Origin of the sequence: uncultured Brachyspira sp. (genome assembly GCF_910588665.1) — a bacterium.
GTDB lineage: Bacteria > Spirochaetota > Brachyspiria > Brachyspirales > Brachyspiraceae > Brachyspira.
Window position 1 is genome coordinate 1 of sequence record NZ_CAJUPR010000016.1, and the last position, 25,829, is coordinate 25,829.

Below are 25,829 nucleotides of genomic sequence, written 5' to 3' on the forward strand. Positions count from 1 at the left end.
TCTTCATCTAAAAGCTTTATATTTTCTTCTTTATTTTCATCAAGCTTATCTGATAAATTATCTATTTCTTTTTTATAATATTCAGTATGAGAAGACAGTTTATTATTTAAATTATTAACAAGCTCATAATATTTTTTAAATAATTCTTCTTTGTCTATTGAAAATTTAATACCTTGAGACAATATTTCATCTTCTAACTTTTTACTAGTCTGAGATATTAAACTCTCATATTTTAAATTATTTTTTATTATGCTGTCATTAATAGTATTAAAAAACTCTTCATTTTTTTTTACAGATTCATTAATAATCTTTTCATAATTGAAATTATTCTGGCATATTAATTCATTTGAATTTCTTATAAAATTATCCTGTCTTTTAAATAATTCTTCAGTATCTTTAGACAATTTAGAGTTCTGCGATAGTATGCTTTTTTCTAATTTCTCATCAACTTTTGATATTAAACTATTATACTTCAAATTGTTTTTTATTATTCCGTCATTAAATACATTTAAAAACTCTTTATTTTCTTTCTCCACAATATCTTTAATAAACTTTTCTTTTTCTTCAGTATTTATGTTATATTTTTCTAATTTTTCCACCCTCTTGGAAATATCAAAAACTTTATTTTCAATATATTCATTGAAATTACCGTTTGAGTCTTTTTTTTCATTCATCATATCATCATTTAAAGCCATTAAATGTACCTCGTTTTATATTGTCATAAAAAATTAAAAGATAACAGTATAATATCGTCATAATTACACTTATAATTTATAAACATAAAAAATTATTGTTGATATAATTTTATTCATGCATTATAAATATATTCTGTAAAAATATATATAGAGGTTTAATATTGGCTAAAGTATTAGGTCAGACAACGGCATTAAAAATAATGTCAGGAATATATAAAAGCGGAAGACTTCATCATGCCTATCTTTTTTACGGAGATGAGGGAGTCGGAAAATTTGAAAGCGCTTTAAACTATGCAAAGGCAATTAACTGCGAAAGAGGAAACGGAACTTACTGCGATGAATGCAAATCATGCAAAATGATAGATCAGTATAAACATCCCGATGTTATAGTAGCGGGCACAGATGAAAGATTTAGAAATGCCGAATTATATTTTAATCAGTATTTGGAATACAAACTGCCTCATTTATTTAATAACTTTTACTCTGCATGCAGATCAGTACTATATAAAGCTGAATCTATGCTATTTGACAGCTATGATAATTATCCTTCCAGCGAACCTAAAGAGTATATATTGGGAAATAAAAAAGAAACTTCAAGATATGCATTAATAGAACCTTATTATTTAGCTGCAAACTATACACTAAATGAATTAAATGATGATAATGCAGAGTTTATAGATTCTATATACAGAAACAAATCTAAAGAGGCATTAAATATAGTTAAAAATAAGGGCGGAAAGAAAAAACTTTCCATAGAAGGCGGTTTTTTTGATGCCTTAAAAAAAATATATTATAATATTATTCACACTGTAATTCCTCTTGACACAATAAGAAATATTATAGAGATAACTTACAGAAAGCCGAGAATATCAGATAAAAGAATTATTATTATTGAAGGTATAGAATTAATGGATAAAAGAGCTCCTAATATATTTTTAAGGACTTTAGAAGAACCTTCGGATAATAATATATTCATTCTTATAACATCCGATACCAATAAACTGGTTCAGGACGGTATGAAGCCTTTGCGTTCAAGAATGATGGAATTAAAATTTTCTTCCTTGTCTGAAAACACATTGAGATCCATATTAATGAAAAGATTAAGATTAAATGAAGAAAAAACAGCCCTTGCACTTGAAAATTCTTACGGAAGCGTATCTAAAGCTGTAAAATATATACTTGACAAAAAATCAAATACAGGCGATAATATAAGAAAATTATTATTATCTTTTATGGACTCCGCTTTAAATAATTTTCCATCTCAGACAGCCTCATTAACGGCCCTTATGAGTGAAAGCGAGTATGATATTACCGACAGTATTAAAGAGATGATTAATATACTTAAAAAGTCTTTAGAAGATAAATACTTACTAGAAACAGAAAATAGAAGCTATGTATTTCCAAGTTCTATTTCAGATGAAAGTATTATATGGATTATTGATGAATTAGATTTGGCAGTCGGTACTCTAATTAATACAAACACTCAGCCTAAAATGCTGCTTTATAAAACTTTAGGCGGTATTTATATGTGGTTGCATAATTATAATAAAAACTTATAGGAGTTATATATGAAAAAATTATTTATTATATTAAGCGTAATAATCCTAGCATTAGGTCAGGCATACGCTCAGGACGAAACTGCAGCGGAGCAAACTGCAGATACTGCTGAACAAAATCAAGGCACTGATCAATCAGCCGACACAGTTAGCGAAATAACAACCTTTGCACCTTCTTTCGTTGATTTGAGAAATACTGATGATGCTGCTCTTGACAGAGAATATAATCTTCTTCAAACTAATCTTACAAAAATAAAAGAAGATTACCTTTTCAGAGTTGTTTATAAGGCTAATAAAATATTAGAAAATTATACAAATGTTAATTTTACAGATACTAATGAAATGTTCTATAATGCCGTTTATTACTATGATTTGGTTTCCAAACCTTTGGCTAATGATAATAATATAGATATAGCTCTGTATGAATTGGATAAATCTTTCAGACTTTATGATGAAATAAAACCTATATATCAGATACTCGGCAAAACTAATGAATTAATACAAGCCGATTATGAATTGAATCTTTACACAGGTATTTTTAATCTTTTCAAAGGAACGGCGGGGTATTACGCTAAAAGCAGATATTACTTAATGAATGCTTTAAATAATGAAAGCTCATCTAAAAATGATACTACTAATTTAATTATGCTAAATACTTATTTAGCAGGCGTTAATTATAATTTAGCTACTATAAATCAAAACAGCGATGTAAGCAAAGTTTATTTCCTAAATGAAATGTTTAATAATCTTTGGGATTTAACAACTTTAAAAACTGAAGATGAAAATATTAAAACTGCTAAATATAAATTATTAATAACTAAATATCATAAAGTGCTGTATACTACTTCTGACAGATTTAGAGCCAAATATTCCAAATATTATGATGAATTAGGATTTACTTACGGCAATACAGAAGGCGAAATATTAAATAGAGAAGTAAGATCTGAATATAGAGATTATGAAAATGAGGCTGCGAATCCTGCCGCTTCTGAAACAGCCGCTGCAGAAGAAACAGCTGCTAATTAAAAAAAACAGTTTAAAAAATAAATTATAATAATAGGCATACTGTTTGAATACTGTATGCCTATTACTATCTTATTAGCAATACTTACTAATAAGATAGTAGTATTATTTAATAAGTTATTGACATAAATTTAAAATAGTTTATAATTATTAAAATAATATGATTATTAAAATTAAGGAGTAAAATATGTTTGAATTAATGAAATTACCCTACGGAAAAGAAGATTTAGCACCATATATGTCTTCTAATACTTTAGACTTCCATCATGGAAAACATTTGAATACTTATGTAACTACTCTAAATGATCTAGTATCCAAAGACTCTTCATTACAAGGAAAAAGTATTGAAGAATTAATTTCTTTATCGCATAATAATGCAGATAAACAAGCTGTATTTAATAATGCAGGACAGGTTTATAATCATGAAGAGTTCTTTAAAATGCTGAAAAAAGATGTGTCTATACCTGCCGAAGTAAAATCAAAAATTGAAGCTGATTTCGGTTCTTTTGATGCTTTCAAAGAAGCGTTTACAACAGGCGGTAAAACTCAATTTGGCTCAGGCTGGGTTTGGCTTGTAATAAATAATGGAAAATTAGAAGTAAGAAAATATGCTAATGCTATGAATCCTATTGCTGATAAGGTACATGGGGTTTTGACTTGCGATGTTTGGGAGCATGCATACTATCTTGATTATCAAAACAGAAGACCAGATTTTTTAACAGCTTTTGTAGATCATTTAGTAAATTGGGATTATGTAGCTGAAAGAATAAAACTTGCTAAATAATTTAAGTTTATAAACTAATTATTTATATATTTTTTAGGAGAATTAAAATGAAGGATTTAAAAGGCACAAAAACAGAGAAAAATTTACATGAAGCTTTTGCAGGCGAATCTATGGCTAGAAATAAGTATACTTATTTTGCAAGTGTTGCAAGAAATGAAGGTTATGAACAAATAGCTGCTATTTTTCTTGAGACTGCTGAAAATGAAAGAGAACATGCTAAAATTCACTTTAAATTCTTAAACGGTATAGGAGATACTCTTCAAAACTTACAATCAGCTTGGGAAGGTGAAAATGAAGAATATGAAAATATGTACCCAAGAATGTCCAAAGAAGCTACTGAAGAAGGTTTTGATGAAATAGCACGTTCTATGAAATTAATCGGCGATGTTGAAAAAGAACATAGAGAGCGTTATGCTAAATTAAGAGAAGCTGTAAAAAGCGGAAGCGTTTTCAAAAAAGCTACTAAAGTTCAATGGAAATGCAGAAACTGCGGATTTATAGTTGAAGGAGAAGAAGCTCCTGAACTTTGTCCTGTCTGCAAACATGCTAAGAAATTCTTTGAAGTGCGTGTTGAAAATTATTAATTTTTATTATAGTTGAAAATTATTAATTTTTATTATAAAAGTTAATATTTAAAACAAAAAAGAGGATTTTTTCCTCTTTTTTTGTTTTAAATATTTATGCTATTAATTTTTCATTATAATATACAAATGATGAAAATATATCAAAAATTATAGGATCTATTTTTACTTTCATATCTAAATAATTTTCCTTAATTAATAATAAAGCATCATTATTATTTAGTATATTATTATAGGAATAATTTATTCCGTCAAATAAATTTATCAGCTCAAGAACTTTAGATGGAAAGTATGATATACTCTTCAATTTTAATGTATCATTATAATCAAAACTTACAGCATAATCAGGGTAATAAAAATTATTTGAATTAATATAAGCGTTATAACAATTTAAAAATACTCCGCTGCCGTATCCATAATATTCATTATGAAGTCCCACTGTTAATGATATGTCATCATTATATCTAATAAAGTATTTTAAATATGAATGGCATTTCTCAGCACTATAGTCACTGTTATAACTGTTAAATACATTTGATATATCATGCCAAAATGCCGCTATGGAAATATTAACTATCTCATTAAATAATATATCCCTTAATCCGTATTTATATACATGCTCTAATTTTGATATTTTTTTATTAATATTAAATTTATCAAAAACACTTCTGTAATACTCAGCATATTTAATATTAAATTTTTTTCTTATGTCTACTATTATGTTATTATTAATACTACTATTATAATATTTCATAAATCTTATAGCCGTAATAAATACTCTGCTGGTATGAGATATTATATCATTATTTATAAACTTATCCATACAATACAAATTAATCTGCTCGCTATCCATATTACTTAACAATTTTATAATTATTTTAAGACAGCAGTCTATAACCGATTTAGAGTACTTAAGACTATTTCTAAAAGATATATCTTTATGTTTTATGGAACTCATAACCGTAATTAAATCAACCCTTGCTATAATAGAAAGTTTTATTAAAATATAATGAATGCTTTCAATATCCTTTTCAGATATATTATATTTATTAGCATTAAGATATTCAGCCTCTTTAATCAAAGAAGATAAAAGTTCGCTTTTATTTAAGTTTGCAAAATCGCTTAAAGTTAAATCCGTCTCATCAAAATAATTTTCATACAAATTAAATAAATTATCACTGTTTTTTACTGCAATACTCATGTTTATCCTCCTCTTATTAGGTAAATTTTTTTTACAATTATAGTATAATGTATATCAATATATTTGTAAATATATTTTACTTAAAATATTAAAATATAGGTAAAATTTTACATTACTTCACAAATATAATTAACATTTAATACATATTTCATATACTCTAATATATATATATTATATAAAACAATAAAAAATCATTGCAATTAAAAAAATTTTACTATAAAATAATTTATTAAAATATCTTGTATCTAAATTTTAATAAAAAGGAAAAGTAATTATGCCTATTAATATTAAAGAAGCATTAACCTTTGACGATGTGTTATTGGTGCCAAAAGAATCGGATATTCTTCCAAAAGATGTATCATTAAAAAGAAAACTTACAAAAAGAATAACATTAAACACACCTTTAATAAGTTCTCCAATGGATACGATAACAGAATCAAAAATGGCAATAGCTATGGGATTATGCGGAGCTTTGGGAGTTATACATAAAAATATGTCATTGGAACAGCAGGCAAAAGAAGTGGAAACCGTAAAAAGTTTTAATAAAATAGAAGATAAGGAAAAAGCCACTTTATCAAGCGAAGGCTCTTTAATAGCAGCAGCGGCTATAGGAATATCTGAAGACAGGTATAACAGAATAGAAAAACTTATAGAAGCAAAAGTTGATGTAATAGTAATAGACACAGCACATGGACATTCTAAAAATGTATTAAATGCAATAAAAGAGATAAAAAATAAATACAGTCAGATTGATATTATAGCTGGAAATATAGCTACGGCTGACGGAGCAAAAGCATTGATTGATGCGGGAGTTGATGCAATAAAAATAGGAATAGGAGCAGGTTCAATATGCACTACAAGAATTATAGCGGGAGTTGGAGTACCTCAATTCACCGCTGTATCGGATGCATCCGAAATTGCTAAAAAAAATAATGTGGGTGCTATTGCTGACGGAGGAATTAAATATTCGGGAGATATAGTAAAAGCATTTGCTGCGGGTGCTGATGCAATTATGGCAGGCGGATTATTTTCTTCAACTTATGAAGCTCCGGGAGATGTTATTATAATAGACGGAAAAAAATATAAGTCTTACAGAGGAATGGGATCTGTAGGAGCTATGATATACGGAAGCAAAGACAGATATTTTCAAAGCGAAGTTATTAATAAATCAAAATTTGTACCAGAAGGTATAGAAGGAGTTACAGAATATAAAGGACATATTGCAGATGTAGTATATCAAATAGTAGGAGGAATAAGAGCGGGAATGGGATATATAGGAGCAAAAGACATAGAAACCCTTCAGAAAAAAGCAGAATTTATAAGAATAACAAATCAAGGTTTAGCCGAAAGCCATGTGCATGATGTAAAAATCACATCTAAGGCTCCAAACTATTAATATGGTTTATAAAATTAAATAAACCATATATAAGATTTATAAATTTAATATCATAAAAACTTGAATTTTTTAAACTCTTCTTATATAATCATAAAGTTATAATATATTTTTAATAAAAAATTAAGGATAATATAAATGCCGTCTAATAAAAAAAATGTACAAAAAAAGAAAAGTACTGCAGTAAAAACATTGCAATGGATAGGAGTATCTGCAGTTTCAATACTTTTGATAGTTTACTTTTTAGTTGTTGACACAAGAGGAGGTCAGAAAATTCCCGCAATAGGCTCAGTTAATGGAAAGCCGATATATTATACAAGTACAAGTCCTTACGGAATAGCTTTCAAGCAATTTGAAGAATATTATAAGCAATTAGGCATACAAATAAATAATGAAATGTATTCTTATATAGAAGATTTGGCATTTAGAAAAGCAGTTTCAGCAATATTGCTGGATAATTTAGCAAGAAAAAATATAAATGTAAGCGATAAATTCATAGTTGAAGCTATGAAAAATCAATTTGTAGAAACAAACGGAGTTTTTAATAAAATGGCTTATGAATCATTTATTAAAAACTCTTCTCAATCCGATAAAATAAGAATAGAAAAAGATTTAACAGAATATATATTGGAAAAAACTATATCTTCAGAATTATTTAACTGTGTCAAATTAAATAATTTGGAAATGAAAAGAGAATATAAAAAAAATCTTACAAAAAAAGATATTGAAATGTTATATATAAGCGCTTCCGATATAGTAAAATCAAATGAAATACAGACTTATGATTTAGAAAATTATTTTAATAATAATAAAACTAATTTTCTACAGGCAGATATTTCTTGGATAGTATTAGAAAGCGGAGGAGTTGCAGATAACTTATATAAAACTTTAAAAGATGATATAACTTTATTTGAAAAAAACGCTTTAGAAAAAAGCATTAATACAAATAATTATAAATTGGGATATCTCACCAGAATGCAGATGCCTTCCGAAGATTTTGCAAATAAAATTTTTTCAGATAAAAAAGGAAATAATTTACTGCAGCCTATATATGCAAACGGATATTACTATATAGTATTGGTAAATGATATTAGAATACCTGAAAAATATACAGATGTTAATGCCGAAGTATTAAAAAGAGAATATCTTAATACAAATATGGATGCTATGTTAGAAGCTGAAAAAACAAAACAAGCTGAAATACTAAAAGCTGCTGTTTCAGGAATCAATAATCTGCAGACATTAAATGGAAACGGATATATAAAATATTACAGACCTGCAAATCCCTTCTCATACAATCAAGGAGTATTGAATACATCTGAAGGAATTATTATACCCGATTCTTCCTCAGAAAGTTTTTATAATCATGCCTTTGCTTTAGAAACTAATCAAATGAGCGGCGTTATAAAATTAGATAACGGAGTTGCAGTTATGAGATTAATATCTGAAGAAAAACCTAATATGGCTTCTTTTACGGCTTTAAATAATGCATCTAAAAATGCATTGATAAGAGAATTATCAAATCAGAGAATAAATTTAATTAGATCCCAATGGGAAGATAGCCATATTGCAAGTTCAAGAGTAAAAAAATATGATATAAGATACTGATAATTATATTTTAAGATACTAATGTTGCAGAAAATAAACACTGAAATAAGATAGCGGTACAATATGCCGATATCTTATTTTTTTTATAAAAAACTATTTCTTAAAAATAAAAAATACTGCTAATATTAAAAATAAAAAGCCTATAAAATGATTTATTCTTAAAGTTTCAGTTTTAAAAAATACTACTGTAAAAATTGTAAATATAGTTAAAGTAATAACTTCCTGCATTACTTTAAGCTGCATAAGTGTAAAAGGTCCTCCGTTTCCTTGAAAACCTATTCTATTTGCAGGCACCTGAAAACAGTATTCAAATAATGCAATGCCCCAGCTGATTAATATAATTAAAGGAAGCGATAATTTTGCAAAACCTTTAAACCCGCTGAATTTTAAATGTCCGTACCAAGCCAATGTCATAAATGTATTTGACAATATAAGTAATACTATAGTTGCCGCAGATTTCATAATAATATTTTACTCTCCTATTTTTTATCATTAAAACAATTATATATTATAAATAATAATTTATCATTATTGCTAATAAAAATTGTTCGCTTAAAGGTTCTGTCATTCTTACGAATGCCAGAAGCCCACAATTTTTATAATTTTTAAATACCATAGGTAAGTTTATCACCAGCAATAATAAAAAACTTTACCAAAAAAGGAGACTTAAAAAATAATAAGTCTCCTAAAAATAATTATTCGGCTGTATTTCAATTTTTTATTTCAATTAAATCTTCCCCAACATCCGCAGAACCTGAAGCTGAAATTATAATTTCTTTATAGTCGTCGCAATTAGTTACTATTACAGGAGTTAAAGTAGGATACCCTTCTTCTCTTATTTTTTCAACATTAAACTCTAATAATAATTCTCCCTTTTTAACTTTCTGACCATCTTCTATATGAGATATAAAATGAGTACCGCCTAATTTTACAGTATCCATGCCCACATGAATAAGCAATTCCACTCCCTTATCGGAAGTTAATCCTATAGCATGTTTGGTAGGGAAAGCGGTTTCTATTATTCCGTCAAAAGGAGCATATACTTTGCCTTCTTTAGGATCAATAGCTATTCCTTTACCCATAGCCCCGCTTGAAAATGCTTCATCTTTAACACTTTCCAACTGCACAATAGTTCCTTTTATAGGTACATATACTTTATCTGTAAAAATACCTGAACTTTCTTTTACATCTTCTTTCTTTTCTTCTTTTTTATTTTCTTTAGTTTTAACTTCCTTTACTGTTACAGATTCCTCATCATCGCTGATAGGATTTTGCAGATAATTTTCCAATCTTGATTTAATAACCGTAACCTTAGGTCCGTATATTACCTGTATGCCGTTGCCTTTCTTAATAATTCCAGCGGCTCCGCTTTGTTTTAATGTATCGTCAATAACTTTAGACGGATCAAAAACAGTTACACGAAGTCTTGTAGCACAGCAGTCAACATCGCTTATATTTTTCTTTCCGCCAAGACCCTCCGTTATTAAAGGGGCTTCCTCATACTGAGAATCGGCTGAAACCGAATTTTTAGCAGCTTCAACATCGGCTCTTCTGTATAATTTAGGCTCTTCAGAATCTGACTCTCTTCCGGGCGTTTTCCAATCAAACTTTTTAATTAATGCGGAGAATAGTAAATAATAAATAAAGAAATAAACAGCGCCTACCACTGCAATCCATACCCAGTTAGTTTTTTCATTTCCCTGTATTATTCCGAAAAAGAGCAGATCTATTAAACCGCCTGAGAATGTCATACCTACAGTAACATTAAGTATATGCATAAGCATAAAAGATATGCCTGCAAGCACACAGTGAATAGCATAAAATACAGGCGCTACAAAAAGAAATGTAAACTCTATAGGTTCTGTAATACCTGTAAGAATTGCTGTAAGTGCGGCTGAGAAAAGCAAGGCTCCTACTACAGCTTTTTTCTCATGTCTTGAGGTTTTATACATTGCCAAAGCAGCTCCCGGCAAACCGAATATCATAAATGGAAATTTACCAGTCATAAATCTGGTGGCATCAACACTGAATGCAGTTGTATTAGGAGAACCCAATTGAGCAAAGAATATATTCTGTGCACCTTCAACCAATGTTCCGTCTATCATCATAGTACCGCCTAATGAAGTCTGCCATAAAGGAGTATAGAATACATGATGCAGACCAAAAGGAATTAAAGCTCTTTCTATTATACCGTAAAATAAAGTGCCTACATAACCCGAACCCGCTATTAAATCTCCTAATTTATTCATCACAACCTGTATAGGGGGCCATATATAATACATTGCTATGCCTACAGCTAAAAATACTACTGAAGATATTATAGGTATAAATCTAGTACCTCCGAAAAATGATAATACCTGCGGAAGCTCTATTGTATAATACTTATTATGCAAAGCCGCAACTCCAAGCCCAACTATAATACCTCCGAATACACCCATTTGAAGAGATAATATGCCTACAACATTGGCAGTGGATCCCGCCAAAAGTTTTTCAGTTCCGCCCATAACTTGTATCATTTTACCTATAGATGCATGCATTACAAAAAACGCTATAGCACCAGATAAAGCAGCAACTTCTTTTTCCTTTTTTGCCATACCTATAGCCACACTCATAGCAAATATAATAGGCAGATTTCCGAATATAATACTTCCTGCTTCGCTTAATACGGATAATATATCATAAGTAATAGTACCGGGACCTAAAATACCCATTAAATTATAGGCTTCAAGCATTGTAGTATTAGTAAGCGAACTTCCTATTCCTAAAAACAAACCCGCCACAGGAAGCACGGCTATAGGAAGCATAAAAGATCTTCCGACCCTTTGCAATATACCGAAAATTTTATCTTTCATATAAAGAACTCCAAATTATGAATATTAAAGATATGAACTTAGTAAAATATTATGTATGCTTATACCGCATATATAATATCAGTTCTTATATATTAAGTATAATAATTTTTTCAGCAATTGCATATATTTTTTAAAATTAATTTTATAAAGTTTTTTATAATTTATAGTTAAATTTTATATAATTATTAATTTAGAATAAACTGGGTTCTTCTATTTTACCTATGTTTTTTGTATTAAAAATATTTTCGGTTTTACAAGATATATTATATTTTTCTTCCAATGCTTTTATTTTTGAGCTAAGTTTTTTTCGGTATTCATCTTTAAGAAGTCCGTCAGAGCCGTAAATATAAAGATATTTTTTATAATAAACGCAGAAATTCTCTCTTATAAAATTTAAATATATTTTTCTGCATTCGCCTTTTAATTTAAGAACATCGCAGATACAGCAATCTATATTGTATTCTTTAACTTTTTTAAAAATATCTTCTAATTTGTCCTCTGTTATAAAAGGCATTACAGGCATAGTATGAACTGCTGTTATTGCTTTAGTTTTTTTAAACTCTCTAAGAATATTAAATCTTCTTAAAGGACTTACTGCATTGGGCTCTGTAATAGAAGATAATTTTTCATCTAAAGATGTTATAGTTACAGCTATTCTTACAGAAGATATTCTTGAAAGCTCATCTATCAAATCAAAATCTCTTAATATTAAATCGCTTTTTGTGGATATATTCATAGGAGTTTTATATTTTATAAGAAGCTTTAAAATATCTCTCATTAATTTATAATCTCTTTCAGCCTCTTGATAATTATCTGTAACACTTCCTAGATTAATAATATCTCTGCTCCAATTTTTAGAAGATAATTCTTTTTCCAATACTTCTGCAATATTTTTCTTTACAAATATTTCTCCGAAAAAGTCTTTTGAATTAATATATTTATGAGAATAAACTGCAAAGCAATAATAGCATTTATGCATACAGCCTCTGTATATATTCAAATCATAGCAAAATCCATATTCATTATTTACCCTATTTAATGCCGATTTACAGTTAATTTCTCTGTATTTAATCATTTATATTTATATCCGTACTAATATTGTATTAATATATAATACTATATATTAATATTTTTATCAATATACTGCATATTTTAATATTATTATAGAATAACAAAGAAGCTAATAGAAAATTTTTATTTTTCTATTAACTTCTTAAAATATATTATTAAGTACAAGTTATGATTAATTTATAGTAGTGGTTATAGTGCTTGTAATTTCCTCCGAAGGATTTCTTGTAGAAGAGATTTTTATCAATTTTAAGTCAAACATAACCATGAACATACAAGGCAGAAATATGAGAGTAAGAAGCGAAGCAAATAAAAGTCCGTAAGCTAATGCCATAACTATAGGTATAATAATATCGGCTCTTCCTCCTATACCGTAAACTGTAGGCAAAAGTCCCACAACTGTAGTAACGGTAGTTAAAAATACGGGACGAAGACGCTGTTTAGCACCATCAACAATAGCTTTAGCAACTCCTTTTTTACCGCCTTCCACTCCTTCATCTATGATTTTATTAATCAAATCAACAAGTATAATACCGTTATTTACAACAACACCAGCCAAACCAATAATACCGATAACACCCATAAATGATAAAGGCATTCTGTGAATGGCAAATCCCAGCAATACTCCTATCAAGCCAAACGGTATAATTATCATTATCATAATAGGCTGTATAAATCTGTTGAGCTGCAGTAATAATACTATATACACAAATATAAATGCCATAGCAAAACTGAATGCTAATTGTTTTAAAGCTTTAACAGTCTCTTTAGCCTCGCCGCCGAACTCCAATTTCAGCCCTCTGTATTCTTTAGCAAAATCCTTATATTTTTCTCTAACGGCATTCATAACCTGCTGAGAAGTATTTTTCCCATATTCTATTCCTGCAGTGATAGTTATAGTTCTTTCTCCGTTATAATGCTTCAATGTAGAAAGTCCTGCAGCTTTTTCCACTGAGGCAAGATTTTTAAGATATATTAATCTTCTCTGAGAGTTAGGTATTAAAAGATCATTTAAGTATTTTATATCATAAGTATATTTATCATCAAATACAACTCTGAAGTCTAATTTATTTTCAAGCTCCTGTATATATGTGGCTTCAGTACCATAATATGCTGTTCTCACTTCATTTGCAACATTTGCCACACTAACCCCAAGCTCGGCTATTTTATCATAATCAAGCATAACTCTTAATTCTTCTTTACCTACTTTATCATCATCATCAATATTGATAACACCCGGAACTGAGGCTAAAAAAGATTTTATATCATCTTTAGCTTTTTTGGCAAGCTCCGTATTGTTTCCTACAATTTTAATATCAACTGGATCTCCCGGATCAACGCTTCCTTTTGTATTAATAGTAAATATAGGAACTGTCTGCCTTATATCTGTTTTATCTATTTCCATGTTTATTAAAGAAACAATTTCATCAGCAGTTCTGGCTCTTTCAGCCGCAGGAACTAAATAAACCATTATGCCTGCTAAACTTCCTTTTTCTTCAGAAACCATTTCTTTATCAACCTGCTTGCCTACAAGGGAGTATAATGCTATAAGCTCTTCAGGTTTTACAACATTTGCAACTGCATCCTCTATTTTTTCTATATGTTCGGTTGTAACTTCTTTAGTTGTACCTGTAGGCATTTCTATATTAATAACTATGGTGTCGGCGCTTGTATCATATATAAGCACGAAATTCTTGAAGCTGTTCTGCGCTAAGAATATCGAAGCTACAAACATAAGCACAAAGAAACCTATAACTATATATCTTACTTTTATTAATCTCTCTAATATTACACCAAAAGGTATTTTCATTTTATTGAATAGAGCATCTTTATCAAAATCAAGAGGATTTTTAAATCTTCTTTTCTTTTTAGGTTTATATGATTTATATTTATCCTCATTGTCCTGCAATTGATTAGGCAAAATCAAAGTAGCCTGAAGCATACTTACAACAAGAGTAAATATAACTATTTTTGGAAAAATGTTTAATATCTTACCCATTATACCGCTGATTGTAAGCATAGGAAAAAATGCGGCAACTGTTGTAAGAGTGGATGCAACCATAGGCATTACAACATCGCTTACGGCTAATCTTGTGGCTTCAAGTCCTTTATATCCAGCCTGCTTAAAGTTAAATATGTTCTCGGATACTACAATTGAGTTATCCACTATCATACCTAAAACAGTAATAATAGCGGCTAATGACATAGTATTAAATGTAATTCCTGTAACCTGCATATATATAAAACATGAAAACATAGTAAGAATCATACCTAAGCTTGTAAACATAGCACTTTTGAAATCTAAAAATATAATTAATGTTAAAAATATTATAATAAATCCTTGTACAAGGTTTGAAGTTACAATACTTAAAAGAGATTTAATAGTTCTTGATCTGTCTCCCATAACGGAAACCTGTATATTTTCAGGTATTATATCGGCATTCTCGGTTAAATATTGGTTTACAGTATCTATAGTTTTAATAATATCGGCATTTGCATTTTTTACAACCGATAATGAATATCCCTGCTCTCTATTAACTCTCATAAATACTGTTTTATCTTCAAATCCTGCTTGAACACGGGCTATATCATCAATTCTTACTCTCTGCCCATTAAAAGTAGAGCGTATAATAACATTGCTTGCTTCCATAGGATTTTGGAATTCTCCGTAAGTAACAACTGTCTGTTCTTTTCCGAGAGATTCTATATCACCGCCTGTAGCTCTTACATTTCTTATGCTTAAAGAATTAACAACATCGCTTAAGGCAATATAATTTTCCTGCATTTTTATAGGGTCTACATATATTTTTATTTCAGGATCTGTTCTTCCGTCTATTCTTATTTCGGATACTCCTTCAAGTCTTATAAGCTCATTTTCAAGTTTTTTGCTGAAATCAAATAACTCTCTTTCATCTCCTTGCATGCCTTCTTTGAAATGCACCGCTAAAGTATATACGTCCATTTTATTAGGATTTAAATCATATGTGGTAACTTCCTCAACATCGGCAGAAATATCAGGAACATTCTGCATTTGCCTGAATATTTCATCTTTAACAGGCTGTCTGTTAGGTATAGTCTCATCTAATTTTACTATAATAATAGCTGCATTTTCTATTATTGTAGTGCTGTATTCATCTATACCTGATATACCCTGTAATTCTTCTTCTATAGGTATTACGGCATTCTGCTCAACATCAAGAGGAGTAGCGCCAGGATATATAACGGATATTAACATCATATCTAAATCGGTAGACGGGAATGACTCTTTTTGTAAATTGAAATAATAATAACCGCCCACAAATAATATTGCCATTACTATTATATTTACAAGCATAGTTTTTTTTGCAAAAAATACTATAATTCTTTCCATAATACTGCTAAATCTCCTATTTTTTATTCATATATTATGTTTGTGTTAAACTAAAAACTAACTATATTGCACAAATGTTAATTTAAAAAATTGATATTCATACAATTTTATATACTTTCTTCCAAGTATTTATGAAAACTGCATAAATTTAATTATTCATAATCCATTGCAATCAAAGCCCTGTAATCAAATATGATAGTTATAAACTCATACTGAAGATTCAAAAGTTCCGTTTGCGTAGCTGCTAAATCCAATCTTGATGTAAGCAAATCATCAATTTCCAAACGCCCCTGATCCAGCTTCTGAAGCTGGGTATTTATTCTTGAATTGATTGCCCTTATCTGCATTTGCTTGCTTGCTATTAGATTTTTATATGCATTAAATCTTGAAATATAAGTCTTAAGCTGCGTATTAAAATCTTTTTCCAATTGATCATATTGTGCTATAATTCCATATAAGGAATTCTCAGCCATTTGATACTGTGCTCTGTTCGCCCTGTTTCCTATAGGGTATGAAAATTGAAATCCTGCAAAGAAATCAACATTCGTCATACTTCCGAAAGATTTAAAATATCCTTCGCTGTTCGGACTAAGACCGTTTAAGCTTACGCTTCCTACAAAATCTAAATTAGGAAGTGTTCCGTTTTTCATAGCTTCAAGAGCATATTCCGCTCTTATTTTTGACTGATATGCAATCTGTCCGTTAATACTGTCGGAAAAAGCCAAAGCCTCCATCTGCATATTGCTTCCCAAATCTAAATATGCATCCCAAGCAACATGATCGGGTCTTATATTAGTTACAGGCATAAAGAAACTTACAGATGCTAAAAGACTGTCTAAATAAACCTGATTTTGAGCATAATAATCGCTGTATACCATAGTCTGAGTTCTGGAATTCTGATAGGCATCATTATCTATAAGTCCGTTATTATATCTGTCCCTCATCTGATTTTCAAATCTTCTTGCCGTAATATACATGTTTCTGTAGTATTCAAGAAGCTTTTCATACATTATCCATTGATAATAAATTTTCTGATATGAAACTACAACGCTTGCATCATCTAATCTCCTTTGAAGCCTAGCTATTGTAAGTGCATACTCAGCATCTTTTATGGGATATTTATTTAAAGTACCGAAAAAGTTTCTAAGCAGAGGCTGAGTTACCTGTATTGTTAAGGAAGGCTGATAATTATTAAAATCAACCGAATTGTTGCCGTTCGGATATAATTTTCCTCCTAAAAATGAATTATGAGTTAAATTAACAGACCATGCAGTTCCGCTGTACGGTATTAAAGAACCTACGCCTATTCCCGCCTGTATTCCCGCCGCCTCTACCGTAGGACCTGCCGTTGTGGATGTAGCGCCTGCCGATAAACTTCCGTATTTTCCAACAGCCCCAAGCTGAGCGGTTAAGTTTACATCGCCCGAACTCTTAGCGCTGAGTAAGTTCATCTCTGCATTAGTTTCAATTACGGCATTCATCTTTAATTCAGGTATTTGATCTCTTATAGTTTCCATATAAACGCCGTAAGTTAATGTGTTGGTCTGACAATATAAAATATTAACAGTAAAAAATATTAATATAAAATTTATCTTAATTCTCATCAAAACTCCTTAATTGTAAAAGAATCTAGCTCTCAGTTTTTTCATTTTCTGTAATTTTATCAAAACTATATCTGCTTCCAAGCAAAAACAATACGGTTTTATATAAATTATCAATTAAATTATTAAGATTAATTTGCAAATCTTTATAATAATATGATAATATATCAAAATCATAATATTTTGTTAATATTAATTCCTTACCTATTCCGTTTATAGTTGCTATTATCTGCATATATATGTCATTATGATCAACCAGCGGTTTGAAATATTTTTCTTCTATCTTGCAGTCTATAAATAAAAATAATTCTGCAAACCAGAAATAAAGAGAAACATCTTTATTTATATTTTTTTTCAGCTTCTTAAATCTTTTATTATCATTAAAAAATATAGGATGAAGTTCAAACATTATTTTACCAAATTCGCTTGCCGCTATGAAAAAAAACTTTTTGAAATATTCAAATAATTCAAATATAGCCCTTTCAGGTTCATCATTATATTTTTCTATAATACTTTTCGGATTTACATTTATTTTTTTGCCATTGAGTAATGAAATAATGATATCGTCTATATTTGAATAATATTTGTATACCCCCCCCCGACTCAACTGTGATTCTTTAACAATATCATTCATTGTAACGCTGTATGCAGGCTTTCTTAAAAAAACTCTTACAGCGGCATCTAATATTATCCTTTTCTTATTCTCAAAATACTCTTGATTTACTTTAGGCATTGTATTACTTTGATATTCACCTCTTATTAAAAAATTAAAGCAAATAAAAACGACATATATGTCATTTTTATTTACAGATTGAAATATTATTATATAATGCTTATTTGTCAATACATTTTATTAATTAAAATTTACATTTTTTTGTATAATTATTTTATATAATTAATTAAGCATTTATAATACTATACATTTTATACAAAAAAATATTTATGATTGACTATTGTAAATATTTTTATTTAGTTTAATATAAATATATCAAGCACTTCAATAAAGTTTTAAATGGAGTTTTTTATGGAAGTAAATATTAAAGAGCTGGATAATAACACTGTAATATTAAAATTAGATGGAGACATTGATGTTTATACCTCATCTGATTTAAAAGATTCTATTTTTTCTCAGATAGAATTCGGGGCAAAAAAAATAATAATAAATATGGAAGATGTTTATTATATAGACAGCAGCGGAATAGGAGTATTTATTTCGGCATTAAGCGCCTTTAAGAAAGTAAACGGCAAAATATGTTTTGTAAAAATTACAGACCCTGTTAAAAAGGTATTTGAACTTACAAAAATAAATAGTTTTTTTTCAGTATTTACCAGCGAAACTGAAGCTTTGGCTGATTTTTAATTTAATTTAAATTATTTTAAAAATAATAATAGTTGATTTTTTATTTAATAGTTATAAAATTATTTCAAATTAAATTGTTTCTTAAATTATTTTTATATTAGAAAACTTTAATATACAGGCAGTAATTATTTATTATGATTAAAGAATTGGTTTTGCTTAGGAAAATTTTTATATTAGTATTAAGCTTTATATTATTAAATATAAATACTCTTTATGCATCTGAAAATATTAATGATTTTATAATGGAGGAAATAGCCGATAATACGGAGCATCCTTTTTATACAATTCCTATAAAATTCGGTCATTATATAGATTTTAATTTTAAAATAACTAAACATGTAATTTTAGTAACTTTAGCGGGTATTTTATCAATTGCAAGCATGAAATATTTAGCGCATAAATTAAAAAGACCTTTCAGAAGACCTACATATATTCAAAGCATATTAGAAGGCTTAATAAATTATATGAATAAAGATGTAATAGGCGCAGCATTAGGAGAACAGGGAAAAAAGTATATTCCGTTTTGCCTAACTGTATTTTTATTTGTATTATTTTCAAATATACTAGGGCTTATTCCCGCATTAATACAGTTTCCCACAGAAGACGGGGGACATTCATATATAGCGGGAGGTCTTGGTGCAAATATAGGTTTTACGGCATCTATAGCTATAATAGTATTTGCAGTATATGTTTTTGCAGGCATAAGAAAAAAAGGAATTTTAAAATATTGGACTACTTTAGTGCCTAAAGGACTTCCTATACCGCTTATACCTATAATATGGGTTTTAGAGTTTATAACTCTTTTTAACAGAGCATTTGCTCTTGCAATCCGTTTATTTGCAAACATTACAGGCGGTCATATAATGATGATAGTAATACCTTATTTAATTATTATGTCCGGAACTTTATTGGTTTCGCCTTTTGCCGTATTATTCTTATTGTTTATATATATACTTGAAATGTTTGTGGCAGTTTTACAGGCTTATATATTCTCATTATTATCGGCAGTTTATATTGGGATTGCCATCAGCGATGAGCATTAATTATATATTAGATTATTTAATAAAAAAATTTTAAATATAAAGGAGAATAAAAAAATGGAACTTTCTATTATGGGAGCAGCAATCGGGGCAGGACTTGCCGCTATAGGAGTCGGATTAGGAATAGGATTTATTGGTTCTAGAGCGGTTGAAGGAATTGCAAGACAGCCTGAAGTATCAGGAAAAATACAATCAGCTATGCTTATAGCGGCCGCGCTTATAGAAGGCGTAGGATTATTTGCATTGGTTATCTGCATACTTGCATTATTTACAAAATAATAAATGAAAAAATTTGGGGGTATTATGGCTCTTTTAAAAATAGATCCCGGTATTATTATTTGGACTTGGATTACATTTTTACTAGTTATTGCTGTACTAGGAGCTTCTACTTGGAAAATAATATTGAAAGGATTAGATGCGCGGGCTGATAAAATTCAGGAAGATCTGGAAGAAGCTGAAAAAACAAGAGAAAATGCCAAAAAATCTTTAGCGGCATACAGAGAGCAGATAGATAATGCTAAAGCAGAAGCCAGTTCTATTATAGAAAATGCAAGAATCGAAGCTAACAGAGTTAGAGACAAAATTATTAATAATGCCAGAGAAGAGGCGGAAATTAATAAAAATAAAATTATGAATGAAATATACAGATCTAAAGAAGAGGCTATGAATAGCGTAAAGCGTCAGGCTCTTGATATTGCTGTAGTTATGGCAGAAACTATTCTGAAAAGAAATATTAATAAAGATGATAATCAGGCTTTGATTAATGAGTTTATAAACAGCGCAAATAAAGAAAATGAGAAATAATATATTTTTTAGGAAGCATAAAGCTTATGGAAGAAGGTAAAAAATTACAATTGCTTAAACCTACCGCAAATGCTATATTTAATATAGCAAAAGAACTTGGAATGATAAAAGAAATATATGAAGAGCTTTATGAATGCTCTAAATTATTTCAAGATACTGAAATTAAAAAATATTTTTTTGATAAATTAATTTTAAAAAAGAATAAAAAAGAATTAATAGAAAAAAGATTAAAGCCTTTGCTTTCTAAAGAAACATATACTTTTGTGTCTATACTGACAGAACATGACAGTATAGATGCACTGCCCGATATAGTTTCTTTATATAAAGAGATAGCGTACGATTACAGCAGCATAGTGAGAGTCCGTATTATTACGGCATCTCCTATTGATGATAAGACTGCGGAAGATATTGTTCAAACGGTTAAATGTTTTTCTGATAATAAAATTTCATATGAAGCTATTGTAGATGAAAGCATTATAGGAGGAATAATAGTTTATGTGGGATCTATGATTTATGATTACAGCATAAAAAGACAAATAGATTTAATGCAGAATAAATTCAACTACGAGAATTAGTATAAATTACATAAATTATTAGGAGTTATGATATGGAGTCTATTGCTGAAAATATTTTAAGCGATCTAAAAAAAGAAGTTCTTAAAGAGATTACTAAAGAAAAAGCAAGCAGATTTAACCGTATTGTACAAAAAGGATCCAGCGCTAAAAATTATGCAAAAGCCATGTTTGATATTGCATCTGATACGGGCAAAATAGAAACAATTAAAAACGATTTAGATATAGTTTATTCGTCTTTATTATCGGATAATGATATATTTAATTTTTTTAACTCAAGCTTTATAGATGGTAATCTGAGAATGCGCATATTAAAAAAAATATATGCTGACAATATATCTGAAGAAACTTTTAATCTTATATCCATATTGATGGAAAGAGATTTAATTAATATTTTGTTTGCTGTAATAGTTGAATATGAAAATTTATGCAATGAATATTATAATATAGTTGTTGTAAAAATTATAACAGCTTCGGATAATGAAAATGCTTCGGATATTGAAAATCTTAAAAGATGCATTACAGAAATGATTAATGATAAAAAAATACATTTTACTTTTGATACAGATAAAAATATAATAGGCGGTGTTATAGTGGAAATAGAAGATATTGTTTATGATTACAGTATAAGAAGACTGCTTAAAGAATTAAAATTTTCTATTTCTGATAATAATTGATATTTTTATATTGAGGAATTATTTATGAATATAAAAGCTAATGAAATTGCAGCCCTCTTAAAAGAAGAGATTAAAAATTACAAAGCCGATTTTACTCCGAATGAAGTCGGAGAAGTTGCCGAAGTCGGAGACGGTATAGCCAGAATTATAGGGCTTCCGCATATTATGTCAAATGAAATGATACTTTTTGAATGCGGTTCTGTAGGTATTGCATTTAATTTGGAAGAAGAGACTATAGGCACTATAATTTTAGGCGATTATTACAGAATTAAGGAAGGAAGCAAAGTAAGCAGACTTAAAAGAATATTGGAAGTTCCTGTGGGAGAGATGCTTTTAGGAAGGGTCGTTAATCCTTTAGGGGTTCCTATAGACGGATACGGAGAAATAAACTCAGATAAAAAAAGAATGGTGGAATTCCCCGCTCCCGGAATTGCAGACAGACAGAAGGTAGAACAATCGCTTCAGACAGGCATTAAAGCTATAGATGCTATGACACCTATAGGAAGAGGACAAAGACAGCTTATAATAGGAGACAGAGGAACGGGAAAAACTTCTATTGCCATTGATACTATAATTAATCAAAAAGATTCAGGGGTTATATGCGTATATGTGGCTATAGGGCAAAAAGCCTCCACTATTGCAGGAGTTGTGGATACATTAAGAAAGTACGGGGCTTTGGAATATACAATAGTGGTTGCAGCTTCAGCCTCAGATTCTGCGCCTCTTCTATATATAGCTCCTTATGCAGGGTGCGCTATGGCTGAATACTTTATGTATAGCCAAAAAAAAGATACATTGATTATATATGATGATTTAACTAAACAGGCTAATGCATACAGACAGATATCTCTTCTTCTTAGAAGACCTCCGGGAAGAGAAGCTTTTCCGGGCGATGTTTTCTATCTGCATTCAAGACTACTTGAAAGGGCTGCAAAACTAAGCGATGAATTAGGCGGCGGTTCTTTAACGGCTCTTCCCATTATAGAAACGCAGGATAATGAAGTGTCGGCTTATATACCTACAAATGTTATTTCTATTACCGACGGACAGATATATTTACTTAACAGCTTATTTATGAGCGGAGTGCGTCCTGCAATAGATGTGGGCATATCCGTTTCCCGTGTAGGGGGCAATGCTCAGACTAAGGCTATGAAAAAAGTTGCAGGTACTTTAAGGCTTGACCTTGCTTCATACAGATCTTTGGAGGCTTTCTCTCAGCTCGGCATAGGACTTGATAAAGCAACTTTGGCTCAATTAGACAGGGGGGCTAAAATGGTAGAGCTTCTCAAGCAAAAGCAATACAGCCCTATACCTTTTGAAGAACAGACTGTAATTATATTTGCAGCCACTAAAGGTTTTTTAGACAATATTGAAACAGACAGAGTTCATGAATTTGAATGGAGACTTCTGCAGTATATGAAAGCAGATAAGCAAAATGTTCTTGACGATATAAGAGAGAAAAAAGATATAGAAAACATTGATGATCTTTATAAAATTATAGAAGAGTTTAAATCTAAGTTCTGAATTATGAGTAAAATTTGTTTTTTAATATTAGCACATAAGAATCAAAATCAAATAATGAGATTGATTAATCATCTTAAAAAAGATTTTGATATTTATATGCATATAGATAAAAGAAGCAGATTATATATAGAAAGTTTTGATAATGTAAATATTTATAAAAAAATTAAAACCTATCATGGAGATGTCAGTTTAGTTCATGCAGCTTTATTTTTAATTGAAAAAGCGGCTGAAAATAATTATGAAAGATATATTTTTATAAGCGGTCAGGATATAGTTTTAAAAACCAATGATGAAATAATTAATTTTTTTAATATCAATAAAGATAAAGAATTTATTTCGTATGAAAATATAAGAAGCAGTAAAAATATTTATAAAGAAATGTCATTCAGATTAAATGCTTATAATTTCGGTAAAATATACAGAAAATTATTAGGCAGAAAATTAAGAGAAGTTTTATCTGATATTCCTTTCATAAAGAGAACTACTCCTGAAAATATATATTATGGCTCTCAGTGGTGGAATTTAACTGATAATGCAGTAAAATACATACTTGATTATAATAAAACAAATCCCAAGTTTTTAAAAAGATTTAATTATACTTGGGGAAGCGATGAGTTCTTTTTTCAGTCAATACTTTTAAATAGCAAATTTAAAGATAACTGCATAAATAATGCTTTAAGATATATTATATGGAGAGGAGGAGCTCCCATTAACCTAAAGATTAAGGATTATGAAAAATTAAAAAACAATATAAAAGATAATTTATTTGCCCGTAAATTTGATGAAAATATTGACAATGATATAATAGATAAGTTATATAAAGATTTAGAAGATAATTAATTTGGAGTTTTTATTATGGCAGAGAAACTTAATGTATTAAAGGCAAGAATTAAAGCCATATCAAGCACGCATAAAATAACAAAGACTATGGATATGATAGCCCGTTCAAGAAGCGCTAAAATACTTACTTTAGAACAAGGCATGAGACCTTTTACTCAAAAATTAAACAGGATAGTGGAAGAATTATCCCATTCGGATATGGATCATATTCATCCGCTTCTCGCTCCTAAGAAAAAAATAACAAATATAATACTATTCGTCATAACTTCTTCCAGAGGATTATGCGGCTCCTACAACACTAAAATTTTTGATGAGGCTATGGAAAGAATAAGACATCATAACAGACATGGAAGAAAAGTTGAGCTTCATATATTAGGCAAAAAAGGAGAAGTTTATTTTGAAAAGCAGGATATACAAATAGCCCGCAAATATCCCCGTATAGATGAAGAATCCACATTTGATGACTGCTCGGCAGTAGTTCAGCGTCTTATGCATGAGTATGCTGCAGATAATGCTTCCAGAGTTGAAGTAATATATACCAGATATTATACAAGAGTTGTGCATATACCTAAAATTAAAAGCTTAATACCTATGATACCCGATGAAGAAGATATTGAAGGTCATAAAATCAAGAAAAAATTAGATTATATTATAGAGCCTAATATAGAAGATGTTTTAAAAGAGGTTGTGCCTATGGCTATAAGAACTTATTTTTATTTTATGCTTACCAGTTCTTTTTTATCGGAAAATGCAGAAAGGTCTATTGCTATGAGAAATGCAACCGACAATGCGGAAAGGTTAATAGCAGATCTTAAAAACAAGGCAAACAGGGCAAGACAGGAACATATTACTAATGAACTTCTTGATATTATAGGCGGTTGTGAAGCTTTATAATTTTTTTTATTATTGCTATGCTCGAACTCGGCTGATTACGGCGGGTTTATAAATAATCCCGCCGCCTCGTTCTTGCTTTATTATTGCTATATGAGCTCCGCTTTTTTTTATTTATTTTTCTATTTTTTATTATTCTATATTGCTGGGATTGTATTTTATTATTTGATTTATTTGTTCTTTTTTATGCAGATAAAAAAGAATCAAAAAAGCTGTTTACTTTTTGTCAAAAAGTAAAACAAAAACAATTACATTATTTAAAGATTATTTTTGATATATTTATATCTTTTTTAATATTCTTTATTTCTGGGATTGTCTTTAATTATTTTGTATCTTTAATATATTTTTTACTATACAACATTTCTATTATTATCTTTAATTTTTGATAG

22 protein-coding genes and 1 pseudogene are annotated in these 25,829 nt (G+C 29.2%); 15 read left to right on the forward strand and 8 right to left on the reverse strand.

Annotation, left to right across the window (positions count from 1 at the left end):
* Window positions 1-695: pseudogene (locus tag QZ306_RS09725) on the reverse strand (hypothetical protein); the annotation flags it as partial.
* Between the two features lie 161 nt (window positions 696-856).
* Between QZ306_RS09725 and QZ306_RS09730 the strand changes: the two are divergent.
* The 4 genes from QZ306_RS09730 to rbr all read left to right on the forward strand — a co-directional run bounded on the left by QZ306_RS09730 (window position 857) and on the right by rbr (window position 4,642).
* Window positions 857-2,254 carry a DNA polymerase III subunit delta' gene (locus QZ306_RS09730; protein ID WP_295163447.1) on the forward strand — a complete coding sequence of 466 codons (1,398 nt, stop codon included), beginning with the start codon at window positions 857-859 and terminating at the stop codon, window positions 2,252-2,254.
* Between the two features lie 9 nt (window positions 2,255-2,263).
* Window positions 2,264-3,277: a hypothetical protein gene (locus QZ306_RS09735; RefSeq protein WP_295163449.1), complete on the forward strand. Its 1,014-nt coding sequence runs from the start codon at window positions 2,264-2,266 to the stop codon at window positions 3,275-3,277.
* Between the two features lie 184 nt (window positions 3,278-3,461).
* Complete coding sequence (locus QZ306_RS09740) at window positions 3,462-4,058, forward strand: superoxide dismutase (protein WP_295163451.1); 597 nt, start codon at window positions 3,462-3,464, stop codon at window positions 4,056-4,058.
* A gap of 47 nt (window positions 4,059-4,105) precedes the next feature.
* On the forward strand, window positions 4,106-4,642 hold the full coding sequence (gene rbr, locus QZ306_RS09745) for a rubrerythrin (RefSeq protein WP_295163453.1): 537 nt from the start codon (window positions 4,106-4,108) through the stop codon (window positions 4,640-4,642).
* A gap of 94 nt (window positions 4,643-4,736) precedes the next feature.
* On the opposite strand, the gene QZ306_RS09750 is transcribed toward rbr, so the two are convergent.
* Entirely contained in the window at window positions 4,737-5,840 is a 1,104-nt protein-coding gene (locus QZ306_RS09750) for a hypothetical protein (RefSeq protein WP_295163455.1), read from the reverse strand.
* Window positions 5,841-6,114: 274 nt separating this feature from the next.
* Here QZ306_RS09750 and QZ306_RS09755 point away from each other — a divergent pair, with 274 nt between their 5' ends.
* Entirely contained in the window at window positions 6,115-7,236 is a 1,122-nt protein-coding gene (locus QZ306_RS09755; RefSeq protein WP_295163457.1) for an IMP dehydrogenase, read from the forward strand.
* Window positions 7,237-7,371: 135 nt separating this feature from the next.
* Window positions 7,372-8,841 (forward strand): SurA N-terminal domain-containing protein, encoded by a 1,470-nt coding sequence (locus QZ306_RS09760; RefSeq protein ID WP_295163458.1) that lies wholly within the window; start codon window positions 7,372-7,374, stop codon window positions 8,839-8,841.
* A 93-nt stretch (window positions 8,842-8,934) separates the two neighbouring features.
* Here QZ306_RS09760 and QZ306_RS09765 read toward each other — a convergent pair whose 3' ends face one another.
* The 6 genes from QZ306_RS09765 to QZ306_RS09790 all read right to left on the reverse strand — a co-directional run bounded on the left by QZ306_RS09765 (window position 8,935) and on the right by QZ306_RS09790 (window position 18,465).
* On the reverse strand, window positions 8,935-9,303 hold the full coding sequence (locus QZ306_RS09765; protein ID WP_295163460.1) for a DMT family protein: 369 nt from the start codon (window positions 9,301-9,303) through the stop codon (window positions 8,935-8,937).
* A 248-nt stretch (window positions 9,304-9,551) separates the two neighbouring features.
* Window positions 9,552-11,693, reverse strand: coding sequence for a PTS transporter subunit IIABC (locus QZ306_RS09770; protein WP_295163462.1), 2,142 nt, complete (start codon window positions 11,691-11,693; stop codon window positions 9,552-9,554).
* Between the two features lie 190 nt (window positions 11,694-11,883).
* The gene (locus QZ306_RS09775; protein WP_295163464.1) at window positions 11,884-12,768 is read right to left on the reverse strand and encodes a radical SAM protein; all 885 of its coding nucleotides are present in this window, start codon (window positions 12,766-12,768) and stop codon (window positions 11,884-11,886) included.
* Window positions 12,769-12,936: 168 nt separating this feature from the next.
* Window positions 12,937-16,131 carry an efflux RND transporter permease subunit gene (locus QZ306_RS09780; protein WP_295163466.1) on the reverse strand — a complete coding sequence of 1,065 codons (3,195 nt, stop codon included), beginning with the start codon at window positions 16,129-16,131 and terminating at the stop codon, window positions 12,937-12,939.
* 152 nt (window positions 16,132-16,283) lie between these two features.
* Window positions 16,284-17,735 (reverse strand): TolC family protein, encoded by a 1,452-nt coding sequence (locus QZ306_RS09785; RefSeq protein ID WP_295163467.1) that lies wholly within the window; start codon window positions 17,733-17,735, stop codon window positions 16,284-16,286.
* A 25-nt stretch (window positions 17,736-17,760) separates the two neighbouring features.
* On the reverse strand, window positions 17,761-18,465 hold the full coding sequence (locus QZ306_RS09790; protein WP_295163468.1) for a TetR/AcrR family transcriptional regulator: 705 nt from the start codon (window positions 18,463-18,465) through the stop codon (window positions 17,761-17,763).
* A gap of 291 nt (window positions 18,466-18,756) precedes the next feature.
* On the opposite strand from QZ306_RS09790, the gene QZ306_RS09795 reads away from it, so the two are divergent.
* The 9 genes from QZ306_RS09795 (at window position 18,757) to atpG (ending at window position 25,443) form a co-directional block, all read left to right on the forward strand.
* Window positions 18,757-19,092, forward strand: coding sequence for an STAS domain-containing protein (locus QZ306_RS09795; protein ID WP_295163469.1), 336 nt, complete (start codon window positions 18,757-18,759; stop codon window positions 19,090-19,092).
* Window positions 19,093-19,226: 134 nt separating this feature from the next.
* A complete protein-coding gene (atpB, locus tag QZ306_RS09800) occupies window positions 19,227-20,135 on the forward strand; it encodes a F0F1 ATP synthase subunit A (protein WP_295163470.1) in 909 nt (302 codons plus the stop codon).
* 54 nt (window positions 20,136-20,189) lie between these two features.
* Window positions 20,190-20,411, forward strand: a complete 222-nt coding sequence (gene atpE / locus QZ306_RS09805; RefSeq protein ID WP_295163472.1) for an ATP synthase F0 subunit C — start codon at window positions 20,190-20,192, stop codon at window positions 20,409-20,411.
* Between the two features lie 24 nt (window positions 20,412-20,435).
* Window positions 20,436-20,936, forward strand: a complete 501-nt coding sequence (atpF, locus tag QZ306_RS09810) for a F0F1 ATP synthase subunit B (protein ID WP_295163473.1) — start codon at window positions 20,436-20,438, stop codon at window positions 20,934-20,936.
* 26 nt (window positions 20,937-20,962) lie between these two features.
* Window positions 20,963-21,511 (forward strand): ATP synthase F1 subunit delta, encoded by a 549-nt coding sequence (gene atpH / locus QZ306_RS09815; RefSeq protein ID WP_295163475.1) that lies wholly within the window; start codon window positions 20,963-20,965, stop codon window positions 21,509-21,511.
* Between the two features lie 32 nt (window positions 21,512-21,543).
* On the forward strand, window positions 21,544-22,185 hold the full coding sequence (gene atpH, locus QZ306_RS09820) for an ATP synthase F1 subunit delta (RefSeq protein WP_295163476.1): 642 nt from the start codon (window positions 21,544-21,546) through the stop codon (window positions 22,183-22,185).
* 24 nt (window positions 22,186-22,209) lie between these two features.
* Entirely contained in the window at window positions 22,210-23,709 is a 1,500-nt protein-coding gene (atpA, locus tag QZ306_RS09825; protein WP_295163477.1) for a F0F1 ATP synthase subunit alpha, read from the forward strand.
* Window positions 23,710-23,712: 3 nt separating this feature from the next.
* Window positions 23,713-24,549 carry a beta-1,6-N-acetylglucosaminyltransferase gene (locus tag QZ306_RS09830; protein WP_295163478.1) on the forward strand — a complete coding sequence of 279 codons (837 nt, stop codon included), beginning with the start codon at window positions 23,713-23,715 and terminating at the stop codon, window positions 24,547-24,549.
* Window positions 24,550-24,564: 15 nt separating this feature from the next.
* On the forward strand, window positions 24,565-25,443 hold the full coding sequence (gene atpG / locus QZ306_RS09835; RefSeq protein WP_295163479.1) for an ATP synthase F1 subunit gamma: 879 nt from the start codon (window positions 24,565-24,567) through the stop codon (window positions 25,441-25,443).
* The last annotated feature ends 386 nt before the right edge of the window (window positions 25,444-25,829 follow it).